Annotated in this window: 10 protein-coding genes; 5 read left to right on the top strand and 5 right to left on the bottom strand. The window is 64.5% G+C overall.

Going from position 1 to position 12,634, the window contains the following annotated elements:
• The first annotated feature begins 315 nt into the window (after nt 1-315).
• From ACU5AY_RS14355 to ACU5AY_RS14365, 3 genes are all read left to right on the top strand, one after another.
• Nucleotides 316-4,035, top strand: a complete 3,720-nt coding sequence (locus ACU5AY_RS14355; protein ID WP_446826720.1) for a peptidoglycan-binding protein — start codon at nt 316-318, stop codon at nt 4,033-4,035.
• Between the two features lie 237 nt (nt 4,036-4,272).
• Nucleotides 4,273-5,193 (top strand): sulfite exporter TauE/SafE family protein, encoded by a 921-nt coding sequence (locus ACU5AY_RS14360; protein WP_446826721.1) that lies wholly within the window; start codon nt 4,273-4,275, stop codon nt 5,191-5,193.
• A 29-nt stretch (nt 5,194-5,222) separates the two neighbouring features.
• Complete coding sequence (locus ACU5AY_RS14365; protein WP_446829025.1) at nt 5,223-5,993, top strand: TIGR02186 family protein; 771 nt, start codon at nt 5,223-5,225, stop codon at nt 5,991-5,993.
• Nucleotides 5,994-5,999: 6 nt separating this feature from the next.
• Here the strand turns inward: ACU5AY_RS14365 and pdeM are convergent, their stop codons facing one another.
• From pdeM to ACU5AY_RS14390, 5 genes are all read right to left on the bottom strand, one after another.
• Nucleotides 6,000-6,725 (bottom strand): ligase-associated DNA damage response endonuclease PdeM, encoded by a 726-nt coding sequence (gene pdeM / locus ACU5AY_RS14370; RefSeq protein WP_446825386.1) that lies wholly within the window; start codon nt 6,723-6,725, stop codon nt 6,000-6,002.
• Nucleotides 6,726-6,744: 19 nt separating this feature from the next.
• Nucleotides 6,745-9,264, bottom strand: a complete 2,520-nt coding sequence (locus tag ACU5AY_RS14375; RefSeq protein ID WP_446826722.1) for a ligase-associated DNA damage response DEXH box helicase — start codon at nt 9,262-9,264, stop codon at nt 6,745-6,747.
• 42 nt (nt 9,265-9,306) lie between these two features.
• Nucleotides 9,307-9,942, bottom strand: a complete 636-nt coding sequence (locus tag ACU5AY_RS14380) for a YitT family protein (RefSeq protein ID WP_446826723.1) — start codon at nt 9,940-9,942, stop codon at nt 9,307-9,309.
• Nucleotides 9,943-9,992: 50 nt separating this feature from the next.
• A complete protein-coding gene (locus tag ACU5AY_RS14385) occupies nt 9,993-10,631 on the bottom strand; it encodes a YitT family protein (protein ID WP_446826724.1) in 639 nt (212 codons plus the stop codon).
• A gap of 109 nt (nt 10,632-10,740) precedes the next feature.
• On the bottom strand, nt 10,741-11,685 hold the full coding sequence (locus tag ACU5AY_RS14390) for a methyltransferase domain-containing protein (protein ID WP_446825390.1): 945 nt from the start codon (nt 11,683-11,685) through the stop codon (nt 10,741-10,743).
• Nucleotides 11,686-11,838: 153 nt separating this feature from the next.
• Here ACU5AY_RS14390 and ACU5AY_RS14395 point away from each other — a divergent pair, with 153 nt between their 5' ends.
• Nucleotides 11,839-12,105: a DUF6460 domain-containing protein gene (locus tag ACU5AY_RS14395; RefSeq protein WP_446825391.1), complete on the top strand. Its 267-nt coding sequence runs from the start codon at nt 11,839-11,841 to the stop codon at nt 12,103-12,105.
• Between the two features lies 1 nt (nt 12,106).
• A complete protein-coding gene (locus ACU5AY_RS14400) occupies nt 12,107-12,616 on the top strand; it encodes a CAP domain-containing protein (protein WP_446826725.1) in 510 nt (169 codons plus the stop codon).
• Nucleotides 12,617-12,634: the final 18 nt, after the last annotated feature.

The following is a 12,634-nucleotide window of genomic DNA, read 5'->3' on the forward strand; positions in this document are numbered from 1 at the left end:
TTGTTCGAGGAGCATGACGCAGGTAGCCAGGACAGCAGTGTCGCATATCCCGATGCCGCACGCATGGGCCGTCAAAGGTTAAAAAATTTCGACCTGGGTTAACGGCTTATTTACCACGTTTGGCGAATGCTACGCGAAACGATGTGGCGTACCGCGCCCTTTCCCTGTCTTGCGTTTTTCGGGAAGCCGCGAAGGAGCATGATTGTTCCGGCGAGGATCAGCTGCATCACCAACAAGCCTCCATGCCAGGATACGGCAGGGCGGCCGGGGCAACCGCCAGAACTCGAAGCGAGCAGACATATGACCGGATCGCGATTGACTTCCACACGCCACGGCGAGCAATCGCCGCTCGACGCGCTCAGCAAGACGATTGAAGGGCTGGAAGCGCGCATCGAGGGGCTCATGGGAGCGGCAGGCCGCAAGGATCCGGCCAAGGGCTCTTCCCGCGCCGCAAGGACCGAGGCCGCCGACTGGCCGCGCGACGCAGCCGACGTCCGCCAGGCTTCTCCCTCCGCCCGACGCTTCAATCCGGTCGACGAAATTCTCGAGCGCCAGCGTTCGCTGGAGGCCGGACGCGGCCCGGTTGCCGCACCCTCGCCGCGGCCGCCGCTTGGCAACCGGCGTCCCGCCGTCGAACCGACCCGGGCGTCCGCGCCGATGCCGGCTGCCGCCCATGCGGCCCAGCCGGACATCACCGACACGCTTCAGGCGCTGCGTCACGAGTTGAAGCGCGACATCGCCGACGGCGTCGCCCGCGAAATGACGGCCATGCGCAACGACCTGAGGGCACTGAAGGCCGACGCCTCCGATCCGCGCTATGCATCCGAAATCCGCAGCGAGCTTGCCCATCTCGCCGACCGAGTCGACCGCCTCTCCGCCCAGGCCGCGCCGCGCCAGGCCGAAGAACTGCGGGCCGAGTTCCAGGGGCTGCGCACCGCTCTCGACAGCATGGCACGCCAGGACGACGTCAATCGCATGCAGGACCATCTCGCCTTGTTCGAGAACCGGATGCAGGCCTTTGACGGCATCAATGTCAAAGACGACATCATGGCGCTCGCCTACCGCATCGACGACATCAAGATGCAGATCTCCAGCCTGAATTCCTCGCCGGCTGTCCATGCGCTCGAAGACAAGCTCATGGTGATCGCCAGCGCGGTCGAGCAGCTTGGCAACCACATGCGCCCCGATCATTCGATCGACGAGCAGTTCGCCGCGCTCAACAGCCGGATGGAAGACATCGCGGCGGCACTCATTGACGGGCCGCAGACGGCACGCCACCCGGAAGACAGCCGGATGATCGAGCGGCTGGACGACCGGATTGCCGGTCTCGCCTCGCAGATCGACGGCATCAGCCGCTCGCTCGACAGCCGTCCCGGCGAAACCGACGTCCTCGCCGCACGCATCGAGGCGATGGCCGAACGCATCGAGGATCTCGCCAACATCGAAGCCGCTGCACGGCTCGAGGAGCGCCTCGACCATCTGGCGCAGCTCATCGAGCAGTCCCAGGCATTCGGGATTGCCGACGGTATCAGTGATTATCTGACCGAGATCTCCACCAAGATCGACGCCGTCGGGGGCGGTGAGCTGAGCGATGCGATCACCGCACGGCTCGACGCCCTTGCCCGCCAGATCGACGAACTGCAGATGCCGGCCGCATCCGACGCCGGGTTCGATGGCGCCGCCATCCAGCGGCTCGAAGACCGGCTTGCCGGCATTGCCAAGCGCCTCGACGAACAGTCCGCACGGCCGATCTCGGCCGCCGCCGGACTGGAAACGCTCGAAGAGCAGATCGCCAATCTTTCGGCCCTCATGCAGGACCTGCAGCCGGCTGGCGGCAGTGGCCTGCCGAGCGACTTCGACCAGCGCATGGCCGCGATCGAGGACTACATCACCACCAACGACGAATATATCATCGAGGCCGCACGCCAGGCCGCCGAATCCGTTCTCGAAGCCTATGCCCGCAGCGGCGGACAGCCGGGCGGCGCCGACATGTCGGCGCTGGTCGGCCTGACGCAGGACCTGAAGAACCTCGAATCCCTCAGCCGCAATTCCGAGGAGCGTACGCAGCAGACCTTCGGCGCCCTTCACGAGACGCTGATCCAGATCGCCGAGCGGCTGGATCACCTCGACGCCGGCATCCGCCAGGGCGGGCAGGTCCGTGCTCCGGCCGCCCGCGACTACCAGACGGAAGCCGCGCCGCAGTTTGCCGCCGAGCCCGAGGCCGCCTTCGACGATGTGCCGGAGGAGCCGCGGCATTTCGGCCGTCGCCACGACGAGGACGTCGTCGCCGACCGCAGCATGGCCGCCGATGTCGCGACTCTCGAGGAGCCGGCGCAGAAGGCGAGCCTGCTTTCCGGCATCGGCAAGCGCCTCATGCCGTCGCGGAAGGAAGAACGCACCCCGATCGACCCGTCGCCATCGATCGATCCCGGCGACGACCTGATCGATTCGGACGAAGGCAACCTGCTTTTGGAGCCCGGCTCCGGCGCGCCCGACGTCAAGAAGATCATGGCCCGCGTGCGCGCCAGCCAGAAGAAGGACCGGCCGGCCGGTCAAGACATCGAGCCGGGCACGCCGGACTATATCGCCGCCGCCCGCCGCGCCGCCCAGGCTGCCGCCATGGAGGTTGAGGCCGCACGGGATGAACAGGAAAAGCCCCGCTCGCCGAAGGTGAAGAAGGGCAAGACGAAGGCGGCCGCGCCGGAAAAGGTGAAGGCCGAGAAGACCGTCAAGGCTGCGAAGTCTTCCGACGGCACGTCGCTCATGGCGAAATACCGCCGCCCGGTCCTGCTTGCCGCAGGCGCCGTGCTGCTGGTCGTCATGGCCATGCCGCTGGTCAACACGCTTCTGAACGGGGCCAAGGCGCCGCAGATCGAGGAACAGGCCATCGCTCCGGCAGAGGCACCGGCGACCGCAACCATGGACGCTCCGCAGGCCGACGCACCGGCAGCCCCCGAGGCGACTGCACCGCAGCCCGACCAGATGCAGGAATCAGCTCCGGCCGATGCGGCGCCGACCGGCGACAAGTCGGAACTTGCACCGCTGCCGCAGGATGGCAGCCAGTCAGGCGCTGCCGCAGGACCTGTGGACGACGCCACGCAGCCGGCCATGGCTGACATGAACCAGGATGCCGCGGCTGAGCCGGCTTCCGCCGCTCCGGCCGTAGCCGCGCAGCCGGAAATCGTCGTGCCGAGCGAGATTTCGCCACCGTCGCTGGTCGAAGCCGCCAAGAGCGGCGACCCGCTGGCGCTCTTCGAAATCGGTGCGCGCTATTCGGAAGGCCGCGGCGTGAAGACCAGCATGGAACAGGCAGCCGTCTGGTACAAGCTGTCCGCCGACCGCGGCTTCGCTCCGGCGGAATACCGGCTTGCCAATCTCTACGAGAAGGGCAGCGGTGTCGCCACCGACATGAACAAGGCACGCGAGTATTATGAAAAGGCCGCCGAGGCCGGCAATGCCAGCTCGATGCACAATCTCGCCGTCCTGCTCGCCTCCGGCGCCTTCGGCGCGCCGGACTTCGGTGCCGCCGCGACCTGGTTCGAGAAGGCCGCCAACATGGGCGTCGCCGACAGCCAGTTCAACCTCGCCATCCTTTATGCCCGCGGCAGCGGCGTGAAGCAGAGCCTCGAGGAGTCCTACAAGTGGTTCACGATCGCGGCGAAGGACGGCGACAAGGACGCCGCCCAGAAGCGCGACGAAGTGGCCAATGCCATGCGCCCCGACCAGATCGATGCCGCCAAGGCAGAAGTCGAACTCTGGAAGCCGGAACCGCTGGACGACAACGCCAACTCCATCGAGGTTCCGGACGAATGGGCCGGCAAGGGCCTGAAGACCGCCACCGTCGACATGGGCAAGGCGATCCGCAACATCCAGGCGCTGCTCAACAAGAACGGCTTCGACGCCGGTCCGGTCGACGGGCAGATGGGCGGCAAGACCGTCGCCGCCATCAAGGCCTTCCAGACCAAGCACGGACAGGAACCCACCGGCAAGATTACCGACGAATTCGTCCGGGAAATTCTCGCCCTCAACAAGTAACTTCTCAAAAGCCGGGCTCCACAGTCCGGCTTTTTCTTTTCCAGTCTCTTCCTAAAGGCAGAACATCTTTCGTCGGCAATTGACACGGATCGGTACCGGGCGCATGACAAAATCCGGTATCGTCAACGTCATGGCAACATTTGTGCCGTAATGAGAAGTAAAGTTGCCGGTGCCGGGCACGCCACCAGCCTCCAAAGCCTGTATCTGCAGGCATCATTCGTTCCTAGGGATCCGACCGTGACAGTTTACCTGCCTATCGCGGAATTGTCGGTCAATATTTTCGTGATCCTCGGCATGGGAGCCGCTGTCGGCTTCCTGTCCGGGATGTTCGGCGTCGGCGGCGGGTTCCTGATCACGCCTCTGCTGATCTTCTACAACATTCCGCCGGTCGTCGCGGTCGCCACGGGCGCAAACCAGGTCGTCGCCTCCTCCATTTCCGGGGCCATGACGCATTTCCGGCGAGGGACACTCGATCTCAAGCTCGGCAGTCTGTTGCTGGTCGGCGGTCTCGCCGGAGCGACCGTCGGCGTGTGGATCTTTGTCATCCTGCGCAAGCTCGGCCAGATCGACCTGATCATCGCCCTGCTCTACGTCGTCCTGCTCAGCACCATCGGATCGCTGATGATGTGGGAGAGCGTGCGGGCTCTGAGACGCGCCCGCAACAGCGAGAAAGTGCCGCTGCGCCGTCCCGGCCACCACAACTGGATTCACGGCCTGCCGCTGAAGATGCGGTTCAAGAAGTCGAAGATCTATCTCAGCGTCATTCCGGTGATAACGCTCGGCTTCATGATCGGCCTGCTGACGCCTATGGGTATCGGCGGCGGCTTCATCCTGGTGCCGGCGATGATCTACCTCCTGCGCATTCCGACGAACGTGGTCGTCGGAACGTCGCTGTTCCAGATCATCTTCGTCTCGGCCTATACGACCTTCATCCAGGCCGCGACCAATTATTCCGTCGACATCGTGCTGGCGGCCATCCTGATGGTGGCGAGCGTCATCGGCGCGCAGTACGGCGTGCGCGTCGGGCAGAAGCTGCGCGGCGAACAGCTGCGCGCCCTCCTGGCGCTTCTGGTGCTTGCCGTCGGCCTGCGCCTGGCGATTTCGCTGGTGGTGAAGCCGGAAGACCTGTTCTCGGTTGTCCAGGGAGGCTTCGGTTGACCCGTCTCGCTCCCCTCGTCTCGCTGTGCATGCTTTTCGCGCTCGCGACGGCAGCGACCGCGCAGGTGCTGCCCGGCCAGACGCTGGACGTCAAGGAATCGCTCGACATCGGCACCTCGACGAACGAGATCGCCATCACGTCGGACTTCAACGGCGCCGACCTGACGATCTTCGGCGCGATCGCCAATGCCGATAACCTTCTGCTCGCCATCGGCCAGTACGACATCATCGTCGCGCTGGAGGGACCGAAGACCGAGGCGACCGTTCGCGAAAAGGAACGGATGTTCGGCATCTGGGTGAACCGTTATTCGATGACGTTCGAGAAGGTGCCGGAATCCTATTCGCTGTCCAGCTCGCGGGCGCTCGACGCGGAAACGATCACGCCCCTGCAGCCGGACAATCCGGTCGGCATCAACCATATCCCTCTCGTCCCGGTCGGCTATATCGGCGACGGCGCGCGGCTGAACGAATTTCGCCAGGCGTTGCGGCGGCTGAAGGAGCAGCATGGCCTCTACCAGCGCGATGCGAGCGGCGTGAGCTTCATTAGCTCCAGCCTCTTCAAGGCCACGCTCCGGATACCGGCGAACGTCCCGAACGGCGTTCATACGGTCCATGCCTATCTCTACAAGAGCGGCGAGCTGATCGCCGACAAGACCGTGCCGCTGCGGGTGGTGAAGACCGGCCTCGAGCAGATGCTGACGGATGCGGCGCACCAGCGCCCCTATCTCTACGGCCTGTTTGCCGTGCTGATCGCGGCGATCACCGGATGGCTCGCCAGCCTGATCTTCCGCAAGGATTGATGGACGTCAGCCCGACAGCTTGTCGTAGCGCACCGAATAGATGCGGTCGCGGCCGAGCAGGTGAGCGGTCAGGGCCGGCTTGTCGAAAATGCCGCGAAACGCCATGTGCCTCAGATCGAGTCCGCCGGACATGACACCGAAGGCCGGCATCAGCAGGCGCTTGCCGTCGCTGGCAAAGCAAGGGCGCCGGACGGATTTCTCACGACGCCGCACCGTCGCCGCCGGATGAAGGTGGCCGGCGATCTCGCCCGCCGCTTCCGAGCCCAACGGCTCGTGGCGGAAGACCAGCCCGCCATAGAGGATTTCGTCAGCCGAGCGCCCCGGCAGGTCGACCGTGCCGTCCGGATCGTGGTTGCCGTTGATCCAGATCCATTCGCGCCCGCGCGCCATCGCGCCGATCAGCTCGCGGAACATCGCCGGCATTTCGGCAGAGCCGACGCGGTCATGGAAATTGTCGCCGAGACTGACGACGATCGACGGGTCATAGCGGGCGATGACGGCCGACAGGATCTTCAGCGTCGCCAGCGTGTCGTAGGGCGGCAGAAGCGAGCCGCGACGGGCGTAGGCCGCACCCTTTTCCAGATGCAGGTCGGAGACCACCAGCAGCGACAGATCGGGCAGAAACAGCGCGCCGAGCGGATCGCACACCGCGGCAACGCCGTTCACGGAGATTTCCGCGCAGAGCGGAGCCGGCAGCGTTTGCGTCTGTTGTGCCAAAGCGAGGCGGTTCATTCCGGTTTCCAACCCTCGTCTATTCCATGGCTTCGCGGATCAGGTCGTCGGCCGCTTCCGCCAGCACGGCGTCCTGCGCTTCGCCGGCGACCGGCTCCTTGCCGATCTCCAGCATCACCGGCACGGCGAGCGGCGAGATGTGCTCGAGCGCCCGGTGGGTGATGTGACCCTTGATTCGCTTCAGCATATCGCCAAGCCGGCCGATATCCAAAAGGCCCGTCGCGGCATCGCGCCGGGTCGCCTCGAGCAATATATGGTCGGGCTCGTGGCTGCGTAGCACGTCATAGATCAGATCCGCCGAGACAGTCACCTGCCGCCCGGTCTTTTCCTTGCCGGGATGGCGTTTCTCGATCAGGCCGGCGATGACGGCGCAGGTGCGGAAGGTGCGCTTCAGCATCCAGGATTCGGAGAGCCACGCCTCCAGATCGTCGCCGAGCATGTCCTCGTCGAAGAGTGCGGCAAGGCTGAGGCGACCGCTGCGGATCATGATGCCCATGTCCTCAAGCCCCCAGACCGCCAGCGCATAGTCCGTGGCGACGAAGCCGAGCGGCTTGGCGCCGGCGCGCTCGAGGCGCCGCGTCAAAAGCATGCCGAGGGTCTGGTGCGCCAGCCGGCCTTCGAAGGCGTAGACCACCATGTAGAAGCGGCTTGAGCGCGGAAAGGTCTCGATCAGCAGTTCGTCGCGCTTCGGCAGGATCGACTTGTCCTTCTGGATCGACAGCCAGTCGCGCACCTGATCGGGCAAGTCCTTCCAGCGATCCGGATCGGCGAGCATGGCGCGCACCTGCTCGGCGAGATAGGTCGAAAGTGGGAACTTGCCGCCGGCATAGGCCGGGATCTTCGGGTCCAGCGAGAAGGCATTCGACACGAGGCACTCGTTCTCGCGGATGCCTTCGAAGCGCAGCACCTTGCCGGAGAACAGGAATGTGTCGCCCTGCGTCATCGATTCCAGGAAATACTCCTCGACCTTGCCGAGCGTCATGCCGCCGCGCCCGAGACTGCCGAGCGCGTTGCGCTTGACCAGGCGGACGTTCAGCATCGGCATCTCGACGATCGTGCCGAGGTTCAGCCGGTATTGCTGGGCCACCTGCGGATTGGAGACGCGCCAGAGCCCGTCGGCGGTCTTGCGGATACGGGCGTAGCGCTCGTAGGTCTTCAGCGCATAGCCGCCGGTCGCCACGAACTCGACGATGCGGTCGAAGGTCTCCCGGTCGAGATTGCGGTAGGGCGACGCGCTCCTGACCTCCGCAAACAGTGCGTCGGCGTCGAAGGGATCGGCGCAGGCCATGCCGAGGACATGCTGGGCGAGCACGTCGAGCGCGCCCTCGCCGACCGGCGGCGTATCCTGTGCTCCGAGATAGTTTGCATCGAGGGCGGCCTGGCATTCCATCACCTCGAAGCGGTTGGCCGGAACCAGGATGGCGCGGCTCGGCTCGTCCATGCGGTGATTGGCGCGACCGATGCGCTGGGCCAGACGGCTGGCGCCCTTCGGCGCGCCGACATGGACGACGAGATCGACGTCGCCCCAGTCGATGCCGAGATCCAGCGTCGACGTGGCGACCACGGCGCGGAGCCGGTTCTCGGCCATGGCCGCTTCGACCTTGCGGCGCTGACCGACATCGAGCGAGCCGTGATGCAACGCGATCGGCAGATTGTCCTCGTTGATCGTCCAGAGCTCCTGGAACAGCATTTCCGCCTGCGACCGGGTGTTGACGAAAAGCAGCGTCGTACCGTGTTGCTTGATCGCCTCGTAGACATCGGGAATGGCGTAGCGGGCGGAATGTCCGGACCAGGGGATGCGCTCTTCGGTCTTCAGGATGCTGATGATCGGCTTGGCGCCGCCGGCGACGGTCACCAGGCCGGCGTGATGATGATCATTCCCCTCCTGCCCGACCAGCCATGTCTGCAGATCCATCGGATCGGCGACCGTCGCCGACAGGCCGATCGACCGGACGCCGGGCGCCAGAGACCGGACGCGCGCAAGGCCGAGCGAGAGCAGATGGCCGCGCTTGGAGGTGACCAGCGAGTGCAGCTCGTCGAGCACGATGAACTTCAGGTCCTTGAAGAAGCGCGCCGCATCCTTGGCGGCGATCAGCAGCGCCAATTGTTCGGGCGTCGTCAGCAGAATATCGGGCGGATTGAGCTTCTGGCGCTGACGCTTGCCCTGCGGCGTGTCGCCGGTGCGATTTTCGATCGTCACCGGCAGCCCCATCTCGGCCACGGGACGGGCCAGATTACGCTCGATATCGACGGCCAGCGCCTTCAGGGGAGAAATGTAGAGCGTGTGGATGCCGCGAAAGGCTTCGCCGGGCTTTGCTTTCCCGCGCGCATCCAGTTCGACGAGCGACGGCAGGAAGCCGGCAAGCGTCTTGCCGGCACCGGTCGGTGCGATCAGCAGCGTGCTCTCCCCCGCCTCTGCCCGCGAGAGGAGTTCCAACTGATGGGCGCGCGGCGACCAGCCGCGTCCGGCGAACCAGTCGCGGAAACGCTGCGGCAGGACGGTGGCCTTCGGGCCGGTATCGGAATCAGCGACGCTCACAAAGCGAAACTAGGACGCCCGGTGGCTTTCGGGAAGCGGCGTCTACATCGCAATGTAGCGGTCGGAGCGATGGTTGATGGCCAGCACCATGTTGAGGGTGACCGCACCGGCAACCGAGCAGGCGATGATGAAGGGCGAGGCGACGAAGAACGAGGCGCTGAGGATGCAGAGGTCGATCCCCAGCTGCACGAAGCCGGCCCGCCAGCCGAAACGGTCCTGCAGGTAGAGCGCCAGGATGCCGACGCCGCCGAGGCTGGCGCGGTGCCGGAAGAGTGCGAGCATGCCGGAGCCGATCACCAGCCCGCCGAACAAAGCGCCAACAAGCGGATTGACGTCCGAGAAGACGATGAAGCGCGGCACCACTTCCGTCAGAGCGGAGGTCAGCGCGATCGCGGTAAAGGTCTTGACCGTGAAGGAAAGCCCCAGCCGCCGGAACGCGAGATAGTAGAAGGGCAGGTTGATGACAAAGAAGGCGACGCCAAAGCTGACGCCCGTCAGGTAATGGGCCAGGAATGCGAGGCCGGCGGCACCGCCGGTCAGCAGCCCTGCCTTGCCGAGCAGGATCACGCCGAGGGTCGCCAGCATGCTGCCGGCGAGAATGCCCTGCGCATCCTCCAGCAGCGAATGCCGGTCGGACGTCGACTGCATGTAGCTCTTGAAATTCGGCTTCACGCCCATGCCGTTGATCCTTCGCTCACGTTTCTCGAAGGCTTATCCGCCCTTACCGCCTATCGCAACACGACGTAGCGGTCCGAGCGGTGATTGATGGCGACGAAGAAGTTCAGCACCACCGCGCTGACCACCGAGCAGAAGACGATGAAGGGGGTGAGGACGAGAAAGGACAGGACGAGGATAATCGCGTCGAACGCCATCTGCACGAGGCCGGCGCGCCAGCCGAAGTGATCCTGCAGGTAGACGGCGAGAATGCCGATGCCGCCGAGGCTGGCGCGGTGGCGATAGAGCGCCAGCAGTCCGAAGCCGACGAGAAGGCCGCCCAGCACCGCGCCCCAGATGGGATCGAGATAGTTGATATCGAGGAAGCGGGATTCGATTTCGGTCAGCCCCGAGGTGACCGCGATGGCGATGAAGGTCTTCACGGAGAAGGCAAGCCCGATGCGGCGGAAGGAGAGATAATAGAACGGCAGGTTCACCAGGAAGAACAGCAGTCCGAAGTTCATGCCGGTGGCGTAGTGAATGAGAAAGGCGACGCCGGCGGTGCCGCCGATCAGAATGCCGACCTTGTTCAGGAAATACAGGCCAAGGGCTGCCATCATGCAGCCGAAGAAGATGCCCTGGGCGTCTTCGGCGACCGAGTGCTTCGACGGTTCCGTATTGAAAATACCAAGCACGCGTTTGATCTGCGCCACGACATCAGTTCCCATGGAGTGAAGTTGTCGCGATTGTCTCCCTAAAGAAGACCTGAATCAAGCGAAATATGTAAGTAATGTTGACCTATTGTGCATTGCACACAATTTGTCAGACCGGCTTTTCCGAAACAATCAGAATTCCGTGCACCGGCTGACCGGCATCCATGCGGATCACGGTCTTTTCCAACGCCAGAATCTGCAGGCCGTTGGCTGCGCAGAGCGACTTCAGGTAGGCCTCGCTGTGGGCGTATCGCAGGGATTCCAGCAGCCGGAACCCCTCGCCCGCCCCGGCATCCTCGACCGAGAAGGCGACGATTGCGCCGGGCGCAGAAATCTCGGCGGCGAGCGAGAAGAAGTTTTCCAGATTGCCGAGATACATCAGCACGTCTGCAGCACTGACGAGACCGGCGCGATGGCGCGACAAATCTTCGGAGAACAGGCCGCAATCATCCGGGCCGACCGACAGATCCGCCTGTTCCAGCAGGTCATAGACCCGCTTTTCCTCCGCCTTGGCCAGCATGTTGGTGGAGAGATCAAACCCTTCGAGGCGCTCGACGCAGTCGCGGATTTCCTCGCCGAACAGGCCGGTTCCGCAGCCGAGATCGACAGCGAGCGCGAAGCGGCAGTTCTTGCCGAGCGTGCGGCGGATGACGTCGCTCAGCTTCTTCGGCACGCTGTAGTCCAGCCGCTCGACCAGCGCCTCGTCGAAATGACCGGCATAGTCGTCGAACAGGCGTTCGACGTAGGCGGTCGGGGGCTGTTCGGGAACGGCGATGCCGCCGAGCAGCGCCAGTTTCAGCGCCGCGCCGAACATGTCGTCGGGGTCGAGCCCGCGCACCCGGTCGAGCGCGGCGATGGCGCCTTCGCCATTGCCGGCCTTTTCCCGGTATTCGGCCAGGCGAAACCAGCCGGCCGCCCAGACCGGCGCGATCTCCAGCGCCTGCTCCATCAGCTCGGCCGCGCTCGCGGGCTCGCCACCCTCGTCCAGCATGCGAGCGTAGTCCGCCCGGCGGTCGGCAATGATATCGCCCGAGGAAAGCTGATGCGCCTGCATGCAATGGGTTCCGAGGAGTAAGGGATGCGCGGCAATGACCGAAGTCATAAAAAAATACAAGTGGAATTTTATCCGACGGCGGTTGCGGACGGCGAAAACCTTGCAGCCGCGCGCAAGAGGCCTTATTTGAAGCGCCAAACAGGAGACCATCCGATGTCGGATCAGGCAAACAGATTCTTGGGCGATACGATCGGCCGCACCATCGTCAAGCTGCTCGTGGTGTCGCTCATCGTCGGCTTCGTCATGAGCGCCTTCCACTGGTATCCGATCGACGTCTTCTACGCGATCCAGGATTTCTTCCGCGAACTGTGGCGCACCGGCTTTGCCGCGCTCGGATCGGTCGGTCGCTACCTGTTGCTCGGCGCGACGATCGTCATCCCCGCCTTCATCATCCTGCGGCTGCTCAACTACCGCCGCTGACATGCAGGACGAAGCAACAGCCATAGCACCCACACGGCGGATGTTCTTCGCCGTCTCGGCGGCCGCCGCAGCGTCCCTTCTGTCCGCCTGCACGACATCGAACGTGCTGAACACGGACGACGGCAATTCGGCGGACATGACGGCCGAGGCCCTGCCGCTGGTCAACGATCTCAGGGCGAAAAATGGCCTGCCGCCACTGACCATCGACCGGAACGCGCAGGCAGCCGCACTCGACCAGGCCAGGCGCATGGCGCGGGCCGGCGAGATGCAGCACAATATCGGCTTCGGCGCCGATTTCGCCAAGCGCATGAAGGGGCAGGACGTTCAACTGCCGGCGGCGGAAAACATCGCCTCAGGGCAGAGGAGCACCGAAGGCGCCGTCACCGCCTGGATCAACTCTCCCAAGCACCTGAAGAACATGCTCGGCAGCTACAAGGGGCTCGGCGTCGCCGTGGCCAGAAATAGCGCTTCCGGAAACCGGCCCTATTGGTCCATGGTGCTGTCCGGCTGAGGCGATTCCCGCCTCGCC

This window comes from Rhizobium sp. PAMB 3174, assembly GCF_052908375.1.

Excerpts from the sequence above, each read along its gene's own strand:
- ACU5AY_RS14365 (WP_446829025.1), top strand. The coding sequence starts at position 5,223 with ATGCTTTTCGCGCTCGCGACGGCAGCGACCGCGCAGGTGCTGCCCGGC.
- pdeM (WP_446825386.1), bottom strand. The coding sequence starts at position 6,725 with ATGAACCGCCTCGCTTTGGCACAACAGACGCAAACGCTGCCGGCTCCG.
- ACU5AY_RS14380 (WP_446826723.1), bottom strand. The coding sequence starts at position 9,942 with ATGGGCGTGAAGCCGAATTTCAAGAGCTACATGCAGTCGACGTCCGAC.
- ACU5AY_RS14390 (WP_446825390.1), bottom strand. The coding sequence starts at position 11,685 with ATGCAGGCGCATCAGCTTTCCTCGGGCGATATCATTGCCGACCGCCGG.
- ACU5AY_RS14395 (WP_446825391.1), top strand. The coding sequence starts at position 11,839 with ATGTCGGATCAGGCAAACAGATTCTTGGGCGATACGATCGGCCGCACC.
- ACU5AY_RS14400 (WP_446826725.1), top strand. The coding sequence starts at position 12,107 with ATGCAGGACGAAGCAACAGCCATAGCACCCACACGGCGGATGTTCTTC.